Below are 20,350 nucleotides of genomic sequence, written 5' to 3'. Positions count from 1 at the left end.
CTGACGTCAGCGCACATTTTTAAAAGGTAGCTATTGATTTATTGACGGTAATCTCCAATGATTAATCCTTAACCTCATTATCAGACTGATAGCCAGATATTGCAGGAGGATACAATGAAGCTACGTTGTTTTGATCAGCAAGAGTTACCGTTTATATCATGGAATAATCAAAAAGGCACAACACAAGAAATTGTGTGTTGGCCAGTTAATAATGATTTTTCATGGCGAGCGTGTATAACCTCTATCGAAGAGAATAGCTCATTAGGACAGTTTCCTGACATTGAAAGGCAAATGGTGCTATTAGAAGGTAATGGCATCAATTTAAATAGCCCTGGCTTTCTTAGTCATTCCGTTACAAATTCTTATCAACCCTTTGATTTTTCAGGTGATATTCATGTTAGGTCTGAACTTATTAAAGGCGGTGTAAAGTGCTTAAATATCATGGTACGTCGGACGTGCTGGAAAGCAGAAACGACCTTAGTAAGACAGCCACTTATTTTGCCTAATTCTCATGCAGGGTTAATTTATGTCACTCAAGGTGAATGGACTTTAATGGGGGCGACTTGTCAGCATTTGTCAAAAGGACAGGGCGCTTGGTGGTTGCCTGATATTCGTGAAGGTGAAATAAGACCATTAACCACAAATTGCCAATTATTATGGGCAGATATTCGACCACTTAAATAGAGGCATTTTTGTGGTCAAATACTGACTAGAATAATAAATAGTGCTTAGGATTAAGGCTAATTTAAAGCCAGATTAATAGCTGCAAAAGTGAGTAATCCACCTGCAATGCCATCGTTATAGCGGCGACGTTTTTCACTTAAACCACCTTTTAAGCCAATATAAGCAAAAAAGGTGCCGAGTAGACCATAAATAATTAAGCAAGTCGTGATAAATATCCCAGATAACAGCAATGATTGTGTTGCTACATCATTATGATTATCAATAAAGTTTGGTAAAATAGCGAGATAAACGAGTAGTCCTTTAGGATTAAGAAAACTGGTTAAAAAACCTTTACGAAATAGATGTGAAGTTTTTGAGGCATCTAGGGCTAGTTGGCCTTTTTTGCAGGCTGATATCAACATTTTGACTGCAAGATAACTAATATAGAACACACCAACCCATTTGAGTAAATGAAATAAAATGGGTGATGCTGATACTAAAGCGGCAAGCCCTAACGCACTCAGTAACGCATGGGTTAAATAGCCTGATATAACGCCAGTATTGGCAATCCATGCTGATTTCATACCACCAGATAGCCCTTGGGATGAGATAAAAAGAATATCGGGTCCCGGCGTGCAAATAAGTGGTAGAACAGTCAGTGCGAAGAATAATAAAGTGTTAAATTCCATCTTTTCACCTGATAGAGATAGTTTAAGAGAAATATCGTTTTTGCTGTGAAATTTAGCGGAAAGATTATATGATGTTTTCGAAAAAATCGGGTTGCTTTGTTGCTAACAAAAAGAATTAATTGGCAATAAAATTCCACAAATAGAATTAAGGTTAATCTTTGATGTCAATAAAATTAGATAAGATAGACAAACATATTTTGCAGGTGCTTCAGCGTGATGGCAAAATCCAGAACATTGAACTGGCAAAAGAGGTTGGACTCTCACCTTCTCCTTGTCTTCGCCGAGTGCGTTTACTCGAAGAGTCTGGTGTGATCACTCGTTATGTTGCTGTATTAGATGGTAGTAAGGTTGATGCAGGGTTATCTTTATTTGCAAGGATTTGGTTTAGAGCACAAGATGCTGAAACTATTGAAGAATTTGTAAAAGCTATCAAGGTGTTACCTGAAGTGGTTGAATGTCATTTAATGGCTGGCGAATGTGATGCTCTTATTCGAATCGTTACTAAAGATTTGGCAACGTATCGTCGTTTTCATGCCGATTATTTAACACAAATTCCAAGCATCCAAAGTATAAAAACAGAAGTACCAATGGAAACGGTAAAAGTAAGTTTTGCTTTACCACTTTAATTTTTTACACATTTAGATTTAGTTAATTTTAAATCATCACACGATATTTTTAATAGAGAAAGCCTCTAGTTAATTTAACGGAGGCTTTTTTATAACTGTAAATTAAACTATCCAGCTTTTAATAAACAGATATATCTCGGGTGTATAAAGTAACATACAGATAAATAATGAAGCACCAATAAAATAGAGATCAAATGACCAAGTACATAAAGAAACAATAACTAACATTAATAGGGTAAGAATAACGATACAAAGTCGGATCTGAGTGAGCGTGATTTGACCTGCACAGGATAGTAATTCACCAATTAATTCAAATAGATCAGACATCTTACTTCCTTAAAATAAATCCATTTAATAAAAGTCAGTATATTAGGCTTGTTTATTACAGTCTAATTGTTTTATCTGTATGTTATTTCACTTATATTATTATGTGTGCTTGTAGTAATAGAGCCAATTAATAGCTCTATTACTATGTTTGATTTCTTGTTTAGATTATTAATAAAGAAACTTATTTTGTTTGAGATAAACTGGAAAACTCTTTTGTTAAAATTTCAGTTGCTTTAACAATAATATCTTTACGGTATTTTGCATCTTGTTCTTGTTGTGTGAAATAGACGACTAAAATTAATGGTGCATGGTTTTCAGGCCAAATAACGGCAATATCGTTAGTTGTACCATAATCACCACTGCCAGTTTTATCCCCAACAACCCAGTGTTTTGGTAAACCTGCTTTAATACTGTGATCACCCGTTGTATTGCCTTTTAACCAAGTAACAAGTTGTTGACGTTGAGATTGACCTAGCGCATCACCTAATGTCAGTGCTTGAAGACTTTTAGCCATCGCAATTGGAGAGGTTGTATCACGAGGATCACCATGAATTGCTGTATTTAATTCAGGCTCTTTACGATCTAGGCGATAAGTTACATCATTAATTGAGCGTGCAAACTGAGTGACTTTGGTTGGACCCCCTAAATAATCTAATATCTTATTCATTGCTGTATTATCGCTATATTGCAATGTAGCAGCACTTAATTCAGCCAGAGTCATTCCTGTTGTTAAATGTTTTTCTGTAATAGGGCTGTAAGCAACTAAGTCAGATTTTTTAATCGTAATATTCTTATCTAATAATCCGGCTTGTTTTTCACTCGCTTTTAAAACGGCAGCAACTGCCATAACCTTACTTGTACTTGCCATCGCAAAGCGTTCTTCACCACGGTATGTTATTTGTGAGTTATCTTCCGTGTCGATTAATGCCACGCCTAAACGGCCTTGGCTATATTTTTCAAGCGTATTTAATTGCTCTTCAATTGTATTATTGTTGTGAGCCCATAGCATTGGTGATGTTAATAGAGATATTAATGAAACTGCGATCGCTGCTGTTTGGCGAAATGTTGTTTTAAACATAGTCTTTGTTGCTCATATTAAGTTAATAAAGAAAATCTCAATATAAATAGACAGTTATTAGGTAGATATAGCGCCGTTTATTTATAAGGTGCAATATCCTATTTAATTGATTTATTGACAATCGATAATAAATCACCTTAGCTTATAGAAAATCTAATGGCTAAGAATATTATGCGAACACATCTCCCCCTAAATGCACTGCGTGCATTTGAAGCTTCTGCAAGACATCTTAATTTCACCAAAGCGGCATTAGAGCTGTATGTCACTCAAGGCGCTGTTAGCCAACAAGTGAGAATGTTAGAAGAGCGACTTGGTGTTGTTCTTTTTAAGCGTTTGCCTAGAGGCTTAGAAATGACGGATGATGCTCAAATTTTATTTTCTGTATTAACAACAGCTTTTAGTGATATTGAGCGTGTATTTAAGCAATTTGAACGTGGTGAATATCGCGATGTTGTTTCAATTGCGGCTGTCGGCACATTTGCGGTGGGATGGTTATTACCTAGGTTAGCTGAATTTAGGCAGTTATATCCAAGAATAGAAGTAAATTTAAGAACAAATAATAATGTGGTTAATTTGGCTACTGAAGGATTAGATTTTGCTATTCGATTTGGTGAAGGATTATGGCCATTAACACATAACAAAACGTTATTTTCTGCACCATTAACGGTATTGTGTTCATCAGGTACGGCGAAACGTTTACAACATCCAACTGATTTAATAAATGAAAACTTGTATCGTTCTTATCGAGAAGATGAGTGGTTACAATGGTTTGAAAAAGCAGATATGTCGCCTATAAAAATAACGGGTTCTATTTTTGACTCTTCACGCTTAATGATTGAAAGCGCTATTTATGAAGGAGGCGTTGCATTAGCACCGGCCAAAATGTTTTCAAGAGAAATTGAAAATGGCCAGTTAGTGCAACCCTTTAAAATAGAAGTTGAAATGGGAAAATATTGGCTAACATATTTAAAATCAAAGCCAATGACAGCATCAATGGAGATATTTCAGCAATGGTTAATGAATGAAGCGTTAAAAGAATGCAGTGAGTGATATAAAAATAAAAAGCACTGATTAATTTCAGTGCTATTTGTTATTTTTACTCACAGTATATTTTTCAATTACAAAGAAAAATGCTCTTTTACTATTTCTCTACCTATTTCAATAGACGCTGTTGCAGCAGGTGATGGAGCATTACAAACATGCAGTGAACGTTTACCTTTTACAAAATGGAAATCATCTACTAATTTCCCTTCACGAGTTAATGCTTGGGCTCGAACACCGGCAGGGCCCGGATGAATATCTGCTTCGCGTAAATCAGGAATGAGTTTTTGTGCATTTGCGGTAAATAATTTACGTGAATATGAGCGACGAAGCTCTGCCATTCCTTCACCTAAATAATTTCCAGCAATTTTCCAAAATCCTTTATAAGTGAGAACTTCAGCGAGATCTTTTAAGTTAATATCGCTTTTTTTATAACCTTCACGCTTAAAAGCTAATACCGCATTAGGTCCAACGTCACGATGTCCGTTATACATGCGTGTAAAGTGTACACCTAAGAAAGGAAAATCAGGATTAGGAACAGGGTAGATAAGATGATTTACTAAGTAGTTTTTATTAGTATTAAGCATAAAATATTCACCACGGAATGGGACTATTTTCATACCTGTGTCATAACCTGCCATTTTAGCAATACGATCACTAAATAAACCGGCACAATTAATTAACCATCGGCCTGTAAATTGGTTATTAGATGTTGTAACAGTGACAGTATCATCGGTTTCATTGATTGCTGTGACCGCTTGTCTAAATGCAAATTCACCGCCACGAGATTGAATAATTTCAACGTGTTTTGCTGCAATTTCGGGATAATTCACAATACCTGCATCAGGAACTAATAGGGCAGCAATACCATTGACATAAGGCTCTCTGACTTTAAGCTCCGCTTCAGTCATTTTGATAACTTCAAGTCCGTTTTCAATGCCTCGTTGATAGATATTTTCTAATGCTTGTAACTCTTTTTCATTGGTAGCAACAATGACTTTGCCACAACGATCATAATAGAGATTATGTTGTTGGCAAAATGCATACGTTGTGATGTTGCCTTGTTTTGCTAGCCTCGCTTTAAGACTCCCTGGTGTATAATAAATACCGGAATGAACAACATTACTGTTATGTCCACTTTGGTGAACAGCGGGGCCAGATTCTTTATCAATCACTAGTAATTTCAGCTCAGGTTGACTTTCTTGTAGTGCACTTGCAACCCCTAATCCGACTAATCCCGCACCAATAATAATCACGTCATAAGTCATAATATTATCCATTTTATAAATTTTAAATTAACAGGGTTCTTGTTGTAAGCGTTTTAATTTGCCTCGTACATTGGTCAAATGAAGACGCATTCTATGGCTTGTTTCATCGTGATCTTGTTGGCGTATTGACTCGAGAATTGCCTCATGTTCTGCAATTACTCGCTCAATTTCAGTATCTCGCCCTTTGTTTTTACTTAACGAATACATTAATACGCCAAGGTAGAGTTCGTGTAAGTTATCTAAGATCTGGACAAAAAAGGGGTTATGTGCGGCAACCATAATCGAACGATGAAATTGATAATCTTCTTTATGACCAATGCTTTTGTTTTGCCTTGTTGCCAAAACAAAAGCGTCATGGGCGTTTTCGATAGCGCGTAATTCTTCTGGTGTTCGACGTAAAGCGGCAATAGCGGCCGCTTCATGTTCAATGACCTCACGCATTTCAAGCAGTGAATCTATCTCTTCAGGGCAAGCTATTTCCATAACTAATGGCTCATATTTACTGAGTATAGAATGGTCAATTACACGGCGACCGCCCCCTTGGCGTGAAGTTACAATGCCACTGGCTTCTAAGACACCTAATGCTTCTCTGATGGGGACTCGACTGACGCCAAAGGCGTCAGCAAGTACATTTTCAGAGGGTAACTTTTCACCAATAGGGTATGTCCCGTTACTAATATTTTGCTTTATCTGCTCAAGAATTTGATGTGACGCTTTTTGGCGTGAGATCTTTTGTATCATCTAGTTTTCTCCAGATGCATGTCCCATATTGGCTAACTGTTTTTTAGACCGTAATAAATGGAATGCACCGGTTAATAGGATCAAGGCGACACCTAAAAGGTCGGTATACAAGCCCGGTTTAATCATTAGAATTGCCGCCGCTGCAAATGCAATACGCTCAAACCACGTTGTTTTAATCATCCAAAAGTTTGCTGTTGCGATACTTAATGCATAAATTCCGATTAATGCACTAATAACCATTAATCCAATAGAAAGTACACCTAAATTATCACCTTGCATCAGTAAAGCAGGGTTATAGACTAAGATAAATGGAATGATAAAACCAGGAAGGGCTAAACGGACTGCATCCCATGATGTTTGCATAGGGTCGGCTCTTGCGATACTGGCTGCAGTATAACTTGCTAATGCCACAGGTGGTGTAATATTGGATAATGCACCAAACCAGAAAACAAAGAAGTGAGCCGCTAAAGGCATTACACCTGCTTTAATTAAAATAGGTGACACTGTAACAGCTACAACAATATATAATGCTGTTGAAGGTAAACCCATACTTAATACAATACACACCAGCATAACGACTAATAAGATCATCCATAATGTGTTATCTGTCATTGAGACAATATTAAATGCTAATGTTGCACCGATACCTGTCATTGTAACAACACAGATAATGACACCTATGGCAGCACAAGCGACAGTCACTTGAACAGATCCACGAGCCGCTTCAGCCAAGGCGTCGGCCACTTTAGTTAACGTCATACGGACTGATTTATCAGGCGTAATCCAACTTGCAACAATAATAGTTAGAATACCTAAGAAACCTGCATAAATAGGTGTTTTACCCACTAATAAGGTTCCAATAACAATAACCAAAGGCAGTAATAATAAACCACGTGCTTTTAGTACTGCTTTAACTTGTGGGATATTCTCTTTACTTAAACCTTTTAATCCTTGTTTTTTAGCTTCGATATCAATTGCCATAATTAATGCTGCGTAATACAACAACGCTGGAATAATCGCGGCAATAACAATCGTAGTATAAGAAATGCCCAAAAAGCCCGCCATAATAAATGCGGCAGCACCCATAATAGGTGGCATGATCATACCGCCTGTTGATGCAGTTGCTTCTACGGCACCCGCAAAGCGAGATGATAATCCAATGCTTTTCATTAATGGAATGGTAAAGGTACCCGTTGTCGCTACGTTGGCGACAGCACTTCCACTTAATGAACCAGTTAATGCAGATGAAATAACAGCAACTTGAGCAGGACCACCACGGCGACGACCCGCAAGAGCAAGTGCTAAGTCATTAAATAGTGCTGTTGCGCCACTCACACTTAAGAACGATCCAAAAAGAATAAAGACGACAATAGCTGTCGAGGCTGTTGAAAGGGTGATCCCAAAGATACCTTCACTGGTCATAAATAAACGGTATAACAATCTTTCTACAGAAAATCCTGCATGACCGAAAATACCCATAAAATACTGACCAAATAAAGCGTAGATAATGGCAAATGTGGCAAGTCCTGGAATAAAGTAGCCAGTGGTTCTTCTTGCTGCTTCAAACAGTACAATAATTCCTAATATAGCCATGACATAATCGGTTGTATTTGGAATACTTTTTCTCACAACGTGAAGATCAACATAATTAAAGAAAAAGTAGCCATAGCTGATTAATGTTAAAGCAATAAAAAGATAATCCCATCCATTAAATTTAGGCGTTGAAAAACGCTTAGAGAATGGAAACAAAATAAAACCTAAAATTAAAATACCACTAAGAAAAATAGTATTACGGTAAAACTCTTGAGTATTTGATAATGCGTTGGAATAAATAGCATAAAGCGAAATTAATATTGCAAGAGTTGTGGTAATTTTCAGGTAAATACCTGCAAGTTGGCGATTGCCGGAGCTTGCTTCTTTATCTAATGCAGGTGGCTCTACCGGAGTTAGGTGGTCATTGTTAGTCATAACTCACTCCTGTTATTTATTATTAGTCTGCGTTTGAGCTTCTGGTGGAATAAGATAATCAGGGATCTCTAATCCGATTTCTTTGTAGTAGCGGTAAGCCCCTAAATGTAATGGCACAGAAACGCCTTTTAATGCATTTTCTGTGGTGATGTACTTGGCTGCGCTATGAACTTGATGAACCTCAGGCAGGTTCTCAAACATGGTTTTTGTCAGCTCATAAACTAAATCATTATCAATACTGGTTGTGGTCATTAAGATATTAGGTTGAGCAATCGTATTGACCATTTCAGTTTGACGAGGGTAGGTGTTGGCGGGTATTTCAAATCGAAACCATGAATTTGCCACATGATTGATATCATCAAGTTGCTTATCTGTGACTTCGAGTAATTTTGCACTGACACCACTTGCATACATATCCGTTACCGCTGAAGCAGGCACACCAGCAGGTAATGCGCCACCATCAAGGCGACCATCCCGCATGGCAGAAACCGTATCCCCATATCCAAGATATTCTGGAGTGATATCTTTCTTAGTTAAATTAACGCCTTTAAGAATAATAATTGTAGATTGTTCAGTACCGCTGGCTTGAGGGCCAACAGAAAAACTTGTTGCACGAATATCGTCTAATGTTCCTGTTTTTACTTTGTTGTCCATTAAAACAAAGTGCTCAACATTGGGCCATAACATAGAGATTGAACGAAGATCTTTTTCTGGTTTCCCTTCAAAATTGCGCACGCCTTCATAGGCTTCTACGGCTAAAAGACTTTGTAGTATTGAAAGTTGAGCTTCATTTTTCTGCATTAAATAGATGTTTTCTATTGAACCGGCAGAAGATTGTCCAGTTACTTGAACGCCTCTATCCTTAAGATGCGTACTCCATACGTTTGCTAAACCCACTCCCATCGGATAATACGTTCCTCCTGTTGAAGCGGTTGCTACAGAGAGAAATTGTTTATTCGCATTCTCTTTTTTGCCGATTACTGCTAATGAGACAACAGCAATAACAGCAACAATACCGATGGCAAGTTTTGTTTTTCTTATTCTCATGATGTTGTTCCTGTACATAAAAACGCAGGTGAATGTTTCACACTAACTTGTATACAACATGACAACTTTTATAGAAACAAGGAACGTTAAGAAATTGTGAAGTAGCGTAATGAAATTAAAACAAGAAAATAACAATTTGTGATCAGCATAGTAATTATGCAATTTTTAATCATAATTATGGTGATAATCATAAAACACAAAAGAAAATATCAATAACTTGCTAGAGAAACGATAAAACAAGCTAAAAAACAACCTATTTATCGATAATAAAAAATAAAATGAAAAAAACAGGGGTTCAGAAAATCGTTAAATAATTCGCTGAAAAGGAGGGTAAATAGACCATTTTTAGTGTTAAGAGGATAAATAAAAGTTAGCAGTAAAGATTGGTAGTAAAATTAGTCGTAATTAAAACGCTTATAAGGCAATGGAAAGTACGCCTGTTGCAATCAGTACAAACATAGCTGACCAAATTAATGCTGAAATAGCACTGGTGATGTAAATACCGTATGTGGGTAGTTTTAATAGGCCGGCACTAAAAGGCGTTAAATAACGAAATACAGCGAGGAATCGAGAGATAAATAAAATATAGAGGGTCTTATTTTTTAATAACTGCTGAACTCGATTAATTTTTGATTGATAACGCTTAACCCATGCCTTGAGTCGAGGAAATCGATAAATAGAGCGACCTAATTCATAACTAATAATCGAGCCTAATAGTGCACCACAACTGGTTGCTAGCCAAAGAAAGATAGGTGAGTAAAGAGGCAAACAGGCACCAAAAATAAAGATCAACATTAAAGATGCAGGAGGTAAGAATGAAGAAATACCAATAGTTGATTTTCCCGCAGTGATTAAGGTAATGGAGAGAAAAAGTGTAATAGGAGATAAATGACCCAGTGAGTCTAATAGAGTATGGATCATTTCCATTTTATTATCTCCAGTAACGAAATAAACAACGATGGCTACGAGTAATGGGAAAATAAGGTTTAAGATTATTATGAGTTAATTTTATGACTATCATTCATTTCAACTAGCATTTTAGCCCATTCAATAGGGGAATTTTTAGTTGGTAATTTTAATTTTTGGCTTAAAGAGTATAGCGTAGGTGCAGGTATATCTGAAAGAGATTGCAATGTTGAGCTCATTAATACCTTTTCAGGTACATCATCGGCAATTAATTTACCTGAAGATAAATGAATGACTCGCTGAAAATGGCGTGCAGTAAAGTCCAGATCATGGCTAATAGCAAGAACAGATGTCCCTAATGTTTTTTGTACCTGAAGCCAATTTTCAAAACAAGTTAGCCAATGTGCATCAAAATCGCGAGTCGGTTCGTCAAGCAGTAATATTTGAGGGGATAGAATACTTAAACTGGCGACGGCAACCATTCTGCGCTGACCAGCATGTAAATCTAAAGGATGAACATTAACGACATCACTTAAGCCACAAAGCATTAATGTTTCATCTAAACGTTTTTTAATTTCATCTTTAGAAAATTTGCGTTGTTTCAGACCAAAAGCGACTTCTTTTTCTACTGTATTATGAAATATTTGTCGTTCAGGCTCTTGGAATAATACGCCAATATATTGAGCACGTTGCGCAGCTTTCATTTGAGATAATGACTGATTATTGAGTTTTACCTCACCTTCATTGGGGGTTAATAATCCCGCAATTAAACGTAATAAAGTTGATTTACCCGCACCATTATCACCAACGAGTGCAACCCATTCACCTTGATTTAACGTTAAAGATAATTGAGAAATACAAGGCGGAACATCTTCGCTCCAACGATAAGACACTTTATCCAGCTGTAGCATAAAATTCCTTAAAAGCCTTCAGCAAAGCTTTATCGTTATTTACAATATTTTTGTTCCAATAATGGTTTTCAACTAACCAATTTAAAGCTTGCCATGAGTCAGTGGCATTAATTGTTGAAAATAAGAAAGGAAATATATCTTCTAAGGCGCCTGTTGCTTTTGTTTTTCCTGCTTCTAACAATAAAAATTGTTCACTAAGCGTTATTGCAGGTAATAAACTACGTTCAAAAATAATCACACTGCATTTATGTTCTTCTGAATATTGTTTTATACGTTGTTGTAATTGTTGTGTCGCATTAGGCGTTAAACGACTAAATGCTTCATCAAGTAATAATAATTTGGGGTGCATAGCAAGTGCACTTGCAATCACAACTCTCTGAGCTTCTCCGCCTGAAAGTGTCGATGGGTGGCGAAAACGTAAGCTGTCGCATTGTGTTAATATCATTGCTTCTTTTACACGAAATCGAATTTCATTATCACTTAGCCCTAAGTTTTCAGGACCAAAAGCAATCTCTTGCTCTACAGTAAAAGCACAGCCAGAGAGCTGTAATTGGGGGGATTGTTGAACAAGTTGTCTTCCAGGGGCCAGCGATACTAATCGGCTTTTATCTAGAGCAATATTTTGTACAACACCCAAACCTTGCAATGAACCTGTTAATAAATCGGGGTACCAACCTGCGAGCAATTGTGCAAGAAGACTTTTCCCACTGCCATTTCCACCTAAAACAACAAGCCATTCCCCTTGCTTTAATTGCAAATCAATTGGACCAATAATTGGGTACTCATTATCTTTAGGGGTAAAACTAAATTGCTGAAGATTTAGTACCATAGCCAAATACCTCCTTCAACAACTATAAGCAGTAAAATAAAACAGCGTAGCACCTCTTGTAGCTGGCTATCGGCAGGAGGAGATAGTGTGGTGCGATTTTTGATAATACGAAATCCTCGCATATCTAATGCAGCACTGCGAATAGTTAAATCACTTAACACATGGCTAATAAGTGGCAAGATAATGGCAGGTAATGTTATTAGACGCTGCCAAAATGAGCCATCAAGAGGAACACCTCGCGCTAATTGTGCTTCCCTTATATTGTGTAGTTGTTGGCGTAATTGTTCTACAAGCAGTAAAGGCCCTGCTAATAAATAAGAAAGGCTCATAGGTAGACGGCTAGCAAATAAGGCTCTGATAAATTGTTCAGTTGAAGTGTATTGCAACCACAATTGAGCACCGCTTATTATTGCTAATAATCTTAGCCACAGTGCTATTGCCATAGTTTGTTTACTGGTATCTAAAATGCCGCCTGTTAACCAATACGCAAGCCAACCGCTATGAACTAACCATAAGCCTACTGCCATTGGGATCATCAACCATGCAATAAAGCGCCAACGCCAGCGAGAGGCTTTCCAAAGTAATAAGCTAATAAAAGTACCACTGCTGATTATCAGCAGTGGTAAACTTAATGATAAAAAAAGCACACTAGCACTTAGCCAAAGCCATAATGCTAATGAGGTAAAGGGATGCATTATTAGCGAACCTTAGCTATTGCAGGGAAATTACGTTGTGTTCTTTGTGGTAATTGACGTACTAATAACCAAGCAATAATTGCTGATAATATTTTATCGGCAAGATTTGCACCTAATACAGTAATTGCAACAGATTCAATAAGTCCTTCACCAACAGCATGGAAATAAGCGACAAAGAAATCTGCACCACTTCCAGTTGCACCACCAAATAAATAAGTACGAATTGGAACAGCGACAATCATCAGCGCTAAAGTAATGACAACGCCTGAGCCAATAACGCGAATTAAAGAGCGAAAGCCGCCTGCACGCGCTAATAAACCTGCACTTAATCCTATCATCATGGCAACAGGTGCAAATGCGGCTGCCATTGGCCCACTAATTAACCCCCATAATAGGTTGGTTAATAATCCAGTAAATAATGCAACCCACGGTCCACCTAATAATGCACAGATAAGAGTGCCAATAGAGTCTAAAAAGATAGGAAGTTTGACCATAGAGGTGATTTGACCACCGATCATATTTATTGCAATAGAAACAACAATGAGCACAAGAGTACGGCTCGAAATTTGAGGAGTTGTAGACATAGTTTAAAAACCTTTACAAAGGATAGTGACTATTGGTTTTATTATTTTGCATAAATAGCGCTTTTTTATAAAAAGGCTATTTACGCGGTGTGATGACCAACTCCTCATAACCAGAGTGTTCACAAGGCTGACGGCTAAAAGTCACTTGCTCTAACTCACCAATAACGAGCTCTAGCGTCGTGCGCACTGTACAACCTGGCATCATATGTCCACCACACATTAATCCATTTTCATCTGAAACCGCTAAATGCAAATGTTCACCTTGGTCATCTAATGTTCCAATCAGTGAAACAATTTCAAATTTACCTGTAAGATAGCGATTTTCTTCGCGACCTGCAAAGCGTAATACCACATCTGTTAAACTTCCCACACAACCTGCAATAAATGCCGATTTCAGATTTTGTTCTTTAATAATCTGTCGTAATGCCATAATCACATCCTCATTAGGGAGAAGGCGAAGTGCAATAAATCGAGCATGAGAAGAAAGATGAGGTGATTGTAGCATGGTGTTATCCTAAACGATTGACGGGTGTAAATAGGAAAAGAGATACTTAAATCAAATAAGTAAAAGATTAATTATTTCGCTAATCATTGTTATTTTAGGTTTATTTTTCAAGAAAGAAAAGATTGGACCTGTATCAGGTGGGGCTAGCAAAAATACAGAATAGACTTTATTACTATTCGAGAGTGAAGTTGTAGATATAAATATCCAATCAGGAAAATAAATTTGCTAAGGAGTGAGTGTAAAAATATTGAAACTCATGTCACTGAATATTTAAATAAAAACAAACAGTAGAGCTACATTAGAAAGCCCTCAGTGATATTTTATATTGCTGGGGGCTTTTATATGATGAGTTTAAAATACACTAAATAATTAAATTGTAATCAATATGTTCCATTAGTTTAGCGTTATCTCGATAGTCAACAGGGATAGCAAGTACCGCAGGGCCATCAACAACCATTGCTTCATGTAACACAGTACGTAATTGAGAAGCACATTCAACAGAAAATCCTTTAGCGCCAAAGGATTCAGCGTAACGTTTAAAATCAATTGCCCCAAATTTTACACCAGAATAACGACCATATTTTTCTTGCTCTTGCATTTCTACCATATTATAGGCGTTGTCCACCCAAATAATATGCAAAATATTGGTGTTTAAACGAACCGCAGTTTCTAATTCCATGGACGATTGCATAAAACCACCATCACCAGAAACAGAAATAATTTTATCGGATGGTCGAACAAAAGAAGCGCCAATTCCCCAAGGTAATGCAACACCCATTGTTTGTTGTCCATTTGAAATCAGCATTTGTCTTGCTCTAAAACTATAGAGGTAACGAGCGAGCCATATATGGAAACTCCCCATATCAATGCAGAGTGTTACATCGTTATCAATAATATTTTGCATCTCATGGATGATGGTTAAAGGGTGAATAGGAGAACCATGCCGAAAATAACTATTTTGTTGCAAAATTTCTCTTTGGTGACGAATTTTCTCTAAAACCTGACTAGTATTATTTGAGAGTATAATTTGAGATGTAGATCGTTTAGCAAAATAACGAGTTAAATTATCAATTGTTAATTTGATATTGCCTGTTAATTCTAAATCAGGGCAGTAAGCTAAATCAATTTCAGCGGGGATCTCATCTATATGAATAATATTGGCATTATTATGATTCCATAATGACGGCTCATATTCGATAGGGCTATAGCCCAGAGTTATGACTAAATCAGCGTGAGATAATAACTCATCGCCCGGTTGATTATTAAATAAACCAATACGACCAGCAAATAAAGGAAAATGACGCTGAGCAATCGCACCTGCTGATTGATAAGTACCCACAATCGGAAGAGGGCAAGTATCAAGTAGTTTTTGTAATGCTAATGCATTTTCAGGGTAACTAGCTTGTAGTCCTAATAAAATAACAGGGCTTTTGGCATTCAGCAGTAATTTAACAGCTTCTTGGATGGCATCATTATTTGCACTACCAATATTGGATTTTGATTTAGGTACTAATATTGGGCTACTAACTTCATTATTTAAAATATCCATTGGAAAAGTTAAAAAAGCGGAGCCCGGTCTTCCTGATTCTGCATGGCGAAAGGCATTAGCCATAGTTTCGGAAATTGATTTTGAAGAATCAATTTCAGCACAAAATTTAGTAATTGGATTAAACATGGTAACGGTATCCATGCTTTGATGAACCAGTTTTAATCTATCGGAGGATTTTACTGATCCTCCCAACGCAACTAATGGATCACCTTCAGACGTTGCTGTTGCAATGCCTGTGGCAAGATTAGAGCATCCCGGACCTGATGTTGCGATAGCCACTCCCGCTTTACCGGTTAAACGACCAACCGCGGCAGCCATAAATGCGGCATTAGCTTCATGGCGAACAACCACTGTTTCAATGCTGGAATCAACAAGAGAATCAAATACACGATCAATTTTTGCACCCGGAATACCAAATACTTGCTTAATGCCATGTTGTTCTAATTGTTTGACAACTAAATCTGCACCACATTTCCAATGAGGAGTATTCATATAGCCTTCTTTGATTTTGCAAGTGAATAAAAAATTGGATTGAGAATAAAATGAAGCGACTTTTAAATTAATTTTCGGCTTTTTCTATTGCTTGATGGAGATTGTCTGGCATTAAGTTAGCTTGTAGAAAAGCGGATTGGCTGGGTAAATCAATGGTAAGGCGAGAAATGATTCCGATTTGTAATGTGCCCTTTTTTAAATAGTAATCAAGAACATGACCACCACCTTGGCGTTGTTGATTAATATAATGCTCATGAAATCCCGCAACAGTGATCCCTTGAGTAAATTGTGGGGAGCGAAAACCTGCAATAACTCCTGTTTCATTGTGAAAGTTAAAAATAGGCTGATTTTCGATAGCCTCTAACATCGGAAGGTAGGGAGGCTCTTGGCGAGGAACGGTGCGTGTTTTAACTAATTCAAATTCGCCTTCAATTCTGATTGCACAAAATAAATTATCGGAAGGAACATATTGATTAATTACATTGTGTATTTCTTTTTGTGATGCACCATAAGAAAAGTGATGTTCAATATCACAATTAAAAAATGTCATTACAGCAAAAGGTGATTTTTGAGAATTTAATGCCTTTCGCGCACTACCATCAGAGCGTAGCTGAAAAACATTACTGTCGAATGCAACTAATTCACCATCAAGTTGATTGAACGTTCCTAAACCGAAATCACCATGCTTTAATAAATCAGCAATAGTGATATCACTGTCATATACACCCGCAATTAAACTACTCATTAATGAATTTTGATAAATAGTACATTCGGGATGATTATTAATATAATTATTTAAGTTGTTTATTATTTCTTGCCCACATTGGCAACCACTCTCTTTATTTTGTTTGATATCGCTATTATCTCGCATGTTATATTTAAGACTGCTGTTCATAATAAAACCGATCCTTATTAAATAAAGATAACCATTGATTGACTATCAAATTTATTATTAAATCAATACATAAATTTTTCAAATGTTTTAATTGTTATTGAATAGTGTGTGATAGTTGTATACTTAAAAAATAAGTATAGATTATTTTTTTGTGTGGTTTAATAAACCTTATTAAGTTAAGTCGTTCTGATATTTAATTTGTTATTGATGGGTTTTATTAAACTTTTTTATATCAAAGCAAAGTTTAAAATAGTTGATTTTATGATTTTAAAATCGAACCATTTGTGTGGATAGGTAAATTTTTCATCATGATTTCTACAATTTTTAGAACGAAAAATCTAATTGTGGTTGTTTTATTTTAGAAGAAGGAAATTATAAAGCTTCAATTTGCTAATTTGGTTGCTTTTTTAAAGTATAAGTAATTAGAAATAATATAGTGATTCAATAATTTTTGATTATATTATATTGTATTTTTTAAGCTTTTTAGGAGGAGTTTTGAATAATATATATTTATATCTGAGTTCTCGTATTGCTGGGAATAGTTTGTCTGCTGTTGATTTGGCAAAAAACAACCCAACAGAGAGCAATTTTTCTTTTGCAACTAAATTATTAGCAATAAAAATGAAAATAACTACAATGAAAATACAAAAAAATAATGGTGATAGTCTTTTTTATAAACAAAAAGAAAGTAAATATAAAATGTTATTTCAAAGGTTGGAAGCAATTAAAAAAACCAATTAAAGATTTTGATATTAAGAATGTAAATATCGACTTTTCCAATTCATGTCTAAAAGGTGTGGACTTAAGTGATGTAAATATAGATGGTGCAATATATAAAGGCGCTGATTTGACTAATGCTAAAATTAAGATTGTTGCTGGAGAATATCTAACCGATTTTTCAAATGCAACACTTGATGGAGCAACGATATATTTCTCTGACAGTCAGAGTTTAAATTATCATTTAAATGAGGAACGCTATAAAAACTCGCCATTTGAGATTATTAAAACTATAAGTGATAAATATAAAGAAATAAAAGTATCTCTTATTAAAGATATTATAAAAAAAATAAATGTAGCTGAGATGACGAACGAAGTTCCTATAGATTCAATAATTAAAAATCTTATAAGTATGAAGTTTTGTGTGGAAGATGAAACTATTTCTAAATTTATTAAGAAGTTATTTTAAATAAAATGTGCGAATAAACAAGGGAAAGATTTTGATTTTTATATGGAAGATAAGTACATAATGACTTATTTAAATCTTCTTTCTGATTTTTACAATATTCAAGAATTAAAAGATTTCATGTTAAATAAAAATGGTAGTTTTATTAAATTAATGACTTTATCACTTTATCATGGTAATGAAAAAATAAAAGAGAAAGCTAGAGTTTTATATGACAGATATCTTGAACTTGATGAAGTAAAGCCTTTTGTGGGGAAAAATAATTTTAGTAACGGGTATTATCGTATTAACTGGAGAAGTGAAGAGTATAATAATTACATTCTTGTTAGTGAAGATAAGGCTATAATAATTAATCATAAAAATATAACCAAAATGCTATTTAATAATCATATGGGGTGTGATGTAAAGTGGAATAAGTATTTTCTTTATGTTGATAGGAAGTATAAAAAAAACGATTATATCAATGCTGAAATTTTATTTAATAAATTTTTTAAAGTTTTTAAAAATAATTATAATATGTCTGTTAATAAAGTTAAATTTGATAAGTTTTTATCGTTACTTAATCTTGGTGACTATCAAAAACAATTCCAATCAAAATGGATGGACATACCTATCACCTTTCAGGAAGATTTTCTTGATACGGAAAAGTATAAAGATATATCAATAATATTTGAAAAGTTATTACTCATTCCTGAAGATGCAAAAGAAGGTATTTCACTTAAACCAGAACATTATGAAGATATTTGTAAGGTTTTTGAATTGACGTTGTTAGATAATAAAGAAAAATCTAAATATTTACTGAGTCTTGCCATATTATTTATTGATTTTGTATATGAATTTGTTTTTGATGTATATAAAAAAGAATACTATCAACCTATATTAAATTATGCATGTGCATTAATAAATAAAGCAAATGAATTAAATATAGAATTAATGGGCAGTAAATATCCGGAATGGATTGATGCATTTTCTGAATATGATATGGAGAAGTATTCTGAAATTAAAGATACTTTATTGAAAATGAAAAAACATGCTAAAAAACATTTTGAATCGATTTATCAGAAAATAATACCTTTACATTGGCAAAGTGATAAAGATAAATACTCATCTTAAGAAAAAATGGAATATATCTTTTATCTTATTACTTAATAGAAAACCACGTATTTGAGTTTTCCTCTATTTACGTGGTTTGTTATTATGAAGGAAAAAATTTAGACATTAAATAAGAAGTTCATTACATCGCCGTCTTGAACGATATACTCTTTACCTTCTGCACGCATTTTCCCTGCTTCTTTAGCGCCTTGTTCACCACCGTAAGTAATAAAATCGTTATAAGCGATAGTTTGAGCACGGATAAAGCCTTTCTCAAAGTCAGTGTGGATTTTACCTGCTGCTTGTGGTGCTGTTGCACCTACAGGGATTGTCCATGCACGTACTTCTTTAACGCCAGCAGTGAAGTAGGTTTGTAAGTTCAGTAATGAGTAACCTGCGCGAATTACACGGTTTAAGCCAGGCTCTTCAATGCCTAAATCTTGCATAAACTCTTCACGTTCTGCATCTTCTAGCTCAGCAATATCTGCTTCGATAGCAGCACAAACAGGAACAACTACAGAGCCTTCTGCTTCTGCGATTTTGCGAACAGTTTCAAGATATGGGTTATTTTCAAAACCATCTTCATTAACGTTTGCAATATACATTGTTGGTTTTAACGTTAAGAAGCTTAAATAACGAATAGTTGCTTTTTCTTCTTCAGTTAAATCTAAAGCACGTAACATACCTGCGTTTTCTAAATGCGGTAAGCATTTTTCTAACACTTCCATTTCTGCTTTAGCAATTTTATCGCCACCTTTTGCTTTTTTCTGATTACGGTGCATTGCACGTTCGCAGGTATCTAAGTCAGAAAGGGCTAATTCAGTATTAATGGTTTCGATATCTTCAGCAGGATCAACTTTTCCTGCAACGTGAATGATATTGTCATTTTCAAAACAACGAACCACATGGCCAATCGCTTCAGTTTCACGAATATTTGTTAGGAATTGGTTACCTAAACCTTCACCTTTAGATGCACCTTTTACTAAACCTGCGATATCAACAAATTCCATTGTTGTTGGTAAAATACGCTGTGGTTTAACAATTTCAGCTAGTTTATCTAAGCGAGGATCAGGCATTGGAACAACACCTGTGTTTGGCTCGATAGTACAGAATGGGAAGTTGGCTGCCTCAATACCTGCCTTAGTTAAGGCATTAAACAGTGTAGATTTCCCTACGTTAGGCAGACCGACGATACCACATTTAAATCCCATAAACGTTCACCTTGTCACATAAAAACAACAGGAGGGAGTATTCCTGTTGT

General features: G+C 35.6%; 22 protein-coding genes. 6 read left to right on the top strand and 16 right to left on the bottom strand.

Annotated elements, in window-relative coordinates; genetic code table 11:
- Positions 1-114 precede the first annotated feature (114 nt).
- Positions 115-684, top strand: a complete 570-nt coding sequence (locus GTH25_RS09545) for a HutD/Ves family protein (RefSeq protein ID WP_099660334.1) — start codon at positions 115-117, stop codon at positions 682-684.
- 56 nt (positions 685-740) lie between these two features.
- On the opposite strand, the gene GTH25_RS09540 is transcribed toward GTH25_RS09545, so the two are convergent.
- On the bottom strand, positions 741-1,352 hold the full coding sequence (locus tag GTH25_RS09540; protein WP_075670973.1) for a LysE family translocator: 612 nt from the start codon (positions 1,350-1,352) through the stop codon (positions 741-743).
- 161 nt (positions 1,353-1,513) lie between these two features.
- Between GTH25_RS09540 and GTH25_RS09535 the strand changes: the two genes are divergently transcribed.
- Entirely contained in the window at positions 1,514-1,978 is a 465-nt protein-coding gene (locus tag GTH25_RS09535) for an Lrp/AsnC family transcriptional regulator (RefSeq protein WP_023582027.1), read from the top strand.
- A gap of 102 nt (positions 1,979-2,080) precedes the next feature.
- Here GTH25_RS09535 and GTH25_RS09530 read toward each other — a convergent pair whose 3' ends face one another.
- Both GTH25_RS09530 and bla read right to left on the bottom strand, forming a co-directional pair.
- The gene (locus GTH25_RS09530; protein WP_075670975.1) at positions 2,081-2,305 is read right to left on the bottom strand and encodes a hypothetical protein; all 225 of its coding nucleotides are present in this window, start codon (positions 2,303-2,305) and stop codon (positions 2,081-2,083) included.
- 181 nt (positions 2,306-2,486) lie between these two features.
- On the bottom strand, positions 2,487-3,383 hold the full coding sequence (gene bla, locus GTH25_RS09525; protein WP_075670977.1) for a class A beta-lactamase: 897 nt from the start codon (positions 3,381-3,383) through the stop codon (positions 2,487-2,489).
- Positions 3,384-3,554: 171 nt separating this feature from the next.
- Between bla and GTH25_RS09520 the strand changes: the two genes are divergently transcribed.
- Complete coding sequence (locus GTH25_RS09520) at positions 3,555-4,433, top strand: LysR substrate-binding domain-containing protein (protein ID WP_156734451.1); 879 nt, start codon at positions 3,555-3,557, stop codon at positions 4,431-4,433.
- A 68-nt stretch (positions 4,434-4,501) separates the two neighbouring features.
- Here GTH25_RS09520 and lhgO read toward each other — a convergent pair whose 3' ends face one another.
- From lhgO to budA, 12 genes are all read right to left on the bottom strand, one after another.
- Positions 4,502-5,704, bottom strand: coding sequence for an L-2-hydroxyglutarate oxidase (gene lhgO / locus GTH25_RS09515; protein WP_164530521.1), 1,203 nt, complete (start codon positions 5,702-5,704; stop codon positions 4,502-4,504).
- 15 nt (positions 5,705-5,719) lie between these two features.
- Complete coding sequence (locus tag GTH25_RS09510) at positions 5,720-6,433, bottom strand: FadR/GntR family transcriptional regulator (RefSeq protein WP_075670981.1); 714 nt, start codon at positions 6,431-6,433, stop codon at positions 5,720-5,722.
- On the bottom strand, positions 6,434-8,401 hold the full coding sequence (locus GTH25_RS09505; RefSeq protein WP_159364036.1) for a TRAP transporter permease: 1,968 nt from the start codon (positions 8,399-8,401) through the stop codon (positions 6,434-6,436). It abuts the gene before it with no gap.
- 12 nt (positions 8,402-8,413) lie between these two features.
- Positions 8,414-9,448: a TAXI family TRAP transporter solute-binding subunit gene (locus GTH25_RS09500; protein WP_075670985.1), complete on the bottom strand. Its 1,035-nt coding sequence runs from the start codon at positions 9,446-9,448 to the stop codon at positions 8,414-8,416.
- Positions 9,449-9,862: 414 nt separating this feature from the next.
- The gene (locus GTH25_RS09495; RefSeq protein WP_099660337.1) at positions 9,863-10,375 is read right to left on the bottom strand and encodes a DedA family protein; all 513 of its coding nucleotides are present in this window, start codon (positions 10,373-10,375) and stop codon (positions 9,863-9,865) included.
- 68 nt (positions 10,376-10,443) lie between these two features.
- Positions 10,444-11,265 (bottom strand): energy-coupling factor ABC transporter ATP-binding protein, encoded by an 822-nt coding sequence (locus tag GTH25_RS09490; RefSeq protein ID WP_099660338.1) that lies wholly within the window; start codon positions 11,263-11,265, stop codon positions 10,444-10,446.
- Positions 11,249-12,094 carry an energy-coupling factor ABC transporter ATP-binding protein gene (locus GTH25_RS09485; RefSeq protein ID WP_164530520.1) on the bottom strand — a complete coding sequence of 282 codons (846 nt, stop codon included), beginning with the start codon at positions 12,092-12,094 and terminating at the stop codon, positions 11,249-11,251. Before GTH25_RS09485 ends, GTH25_RS09490 begins: the two co-directional genes overlap by 17 nt.
- Positions 12,085-12,789 (bottom strand): energy-coupling factor transporter transmembrane component T, encoded by a 705-nt coding sequence (locus GTH25_RS09480; protein ID WP_075670993.1) that lies wholly within the window; start codon positions 12,787-12,789, stop codon positions 12,085-12,087. The genes GTH25_RS09485 and GTH25_RS09480 overlap by 10 nt, the downstream gene beginning before the upstream one ends.
- 2 nt (positions 12,790-12,791) lie before the next feature.
- Positions 12,792-13,373 (bottom strand): ECF transporter S component, encoded by a 582-nt coding sequence (locus tag GTH25_RS09475; RefSeq protein WP_075670995.1) that lies wholly within the window; start codon positions 13,371-13,373, stop codon positions 12,792-12,794.
- Between the two features lie 76 nt (positions 13,374-13,449).
- The gene (locus GTH25_RS09470) at positions 13,450-13,878 is read right to left on the bottom strand and encodes a PPC domain-containing DNA-binding protein (protein WP_075670997.1); all 429 of its coding nucleotides are present in this window, start codon (positions 13,876-13,878) and stop codon (positions 13,450-13,452) included.
- 361 nt (positions 13,879-14,239) lie between these two features.
- Complete coding sequence (gene alsS, locus GTH25_RS09465) at positions 14,240-15,919, bottom strand: acetolactate synthase AlsS (RefSeq protein WP_099660339.1); 1,680 nt, start codon at positions 15,917-15,919, stop codon at positions 14,240-14,242.
- A gap of 67 nt (positions 15,920-15,986) precedes the next feature.
- Complete coding sequence (gene budA / locus GTH25_RS09460; RefSeq protein WP_075671001.1) at positions 15,987-16,814, bottom strand: acetolactate decarboxylase; 828 nt, start codon at positions 16,812-16,814, stop codon at positions 15,987-15,989.
- 495 nt (positions 16,815-17,309) lie between these two features.
- Here budA and GTH25_RS09455 point away from each other — a divergent pair, with 495 nt between their 5' ends.
- The 3 genes from GTH25_RS09455 to GTH25_RS09445 are packed head-to-tail and all read left to right on the top strand — an operon-like array spanning position 17,310 to position 19,110.
- Positions 17,310-17,555, top strand: coding sequence for a hypothetical protein (locus GTH25_RS09455; RefSeq protein WP_164530519.1), 246 nt, complete (start codon positions 17,310-17,312; stop codon positions 17,553-17,555).
- 55 nt (positions 17,556-17,610) lie between these two features.
- Positions 17,611-18,000 carry a pentapeptide repeat-containing protein gene (locus tag GTH25_RS09450; protein WP_164530518.1) on the top strand — a complete coding sequence of 130 codons (390 nt, stop codon included), beginning with the start codon at positions 17,611-17,613 and terminating at the stop codon, positions 17,998-18,000.
- Between the two features lie 42 nt (positions 18,001-18,042).
- Complete coding sequence (locus GTH25_RS09445) at positions 18,043-19,110, top strand: hypothetical protein (protein WP_164530517.1); 1,068 nt, start codon at positions 18,043-18,045, stop codon at positions 19,108-19,110.
- Positions 19,111-19,208: 98 nt separating this feature from the next.
- Here GTH25_RS09445 and ychF read toward each other — a convergent pair whose 3' ends face one another.
- Entirely contained in the window at positions 19,209-20,300 is a 1,092-nt protein-coding gene (ychF, locus tag GTH25_RS09440) for a redox-regulated ATPase YchF (RefSeq protein ID WP_072064039.1), read from the bottom strand.
- Positions 20,301-20,350 lie beyond the last annotated feature (50 nt).

The sequence above is a fragment of the Proteus terrae subsp. cibarius genome (assembly GCF_011045835.1).
Taxonomy (GTDB): Bacteria; Pseudomonadota; Gammaproteobacteria; order Enterobacterales; family Enterobacteriaceae; genus Proteus; species Proteus cibarius.
The sequence above is the reverse complement of the archived record's forward strand: the minus strand, read 5'-3'. Positions and strand labels throughout refer to the sequence as shown.

Coding starts and splice junctions, on each gene's coding strand:
- GTH25_RS09530 (WP_075670975.1), bottom strand. CDS start 2,305: ATGTCTGATCTATTTGAATTAATTGGTGAATTACTATCCTGTGCAGGT.
- GTH25_RS09470 (WP_075670997.1), bottom strand. CDS start 13,878: ATGCTACAATCACCTCATCTTTCTTCTCATGCTCGATTTATTGCACTT.
- GTH25_RS09485 (WP_164530520.1), bottom strand. CDS start 12,094: ATGGTACTAAATCTTCAGCAATTTAGTTTTACCCCTAAAGATAATGAG.
- GTH25_RS09480 (WP_075670993.1), bottom strand. CDS start 12,789: ATGCATCCCTTTACCTCATTAGCATTATGGCTTTGGCTAAGTGCTAGT.
- GTH25_RS09490 (WP_099660338.1), bottom strand. CDS start 11,265: ATGCTACAGCTGGATAAAGTGTCTTATCGTTGGAGCGAAGATGTTCCG.
- GTH25_RS09520 (WP_156734451.1), top strand. CDS start 3,555: ATGCGAACACATCTCCCCCTAAATGCACTGCGTGCATTTGAAGCTTCT.
- GTH25_RS09500 (WP_075670985.1), bottom strand. CDS start 9,448: ATGAGAATAAGAAAAACAAAACTTGCCATCGGTATTGTTGCTGTTATT.
- GTH25_RS09495 (WP_099660337.1), bottom strand. CDS start 10,375: ATGGAAATGATCCATACTCTATTAGACTCACTGGGTCATTTATCTCCT.
- budA (WP_075671001.1), bottom strand. CDS start 16,814: ATGAACAGCAGTCTTAAATATAACATGCGAGATAATAGCGATATCAAA.
- bla (WP_075670977.1), bottom strand. CDS start 3,383: ATGTTTAAAACAACATTTCGCCAAACAGCAGCGATCGCAGTTTCATTA.
- GTH25_RS09510 (WP_075670981.1), bottom strand. CDS start 6,433: ATGATACAAAAGATCTCACGCCAAAAAGCGTCACATCAAATTCTTGAG.
- GTH25_RS09540 (WP_075670973.1), bottom strand. CDS start 1,352: ATGGAATTTAACACTTTATTATTCTTCGCACTGACTGTTCTACCACTT.
- GTH25_RS09445 (WP_164530517.1), top strand. CDS start 18,043: ATGGAAGATAAGTACATAATGACTTATTTAAATCTTCTTTCTGATTTT.
- alsS (WP_099660339.1), bottom strand. CDS start 15,919: ATGAATACTCCTCATTGGAAATGTGGTGCAGATTTAGTTGTCAAACAA.
- lhgO (WP_164530521.1), bottom strand. CDS start 5,704: ATGGATAATATTATGACTTATGACGTGATTATTATTGGTGCGGGATTA.
- GTH25_RS09535 (WP_023582027.1), top strand. CDS start 1,514: ATGTCAATAAAATTAGATAAGATAGACAAACATATTTTGCAGGTGCTT.
- GTH25_RS09545 (WP_099660334.1), top strand. CDS start 115: ATGAAGCTACGTTGTTTTGATCAGCAAGAGTTACCGTTTATATCATGG.
- GTH25_RS09505 (WP_159364036.1), bottom strand. CDS start 8,401: ATGACTAACAATGACCACCTAACTCCGGTAGAGCCACCTGCATTAGAT.
- GTH25_RS09475 (WP_075670995.1), bottom strand. CDS start 13,373: ATGTCTACAACTCCTCAAATTTCGAGCCGTACTCTTGTGCTCATTGTT.
- ychF (WP_072064039.1), bottom strand. CDS start 20,300: ATGGGATTTAAATGTGGTATCGTCGGTCTGCCTAACGTAGGGAAATCT.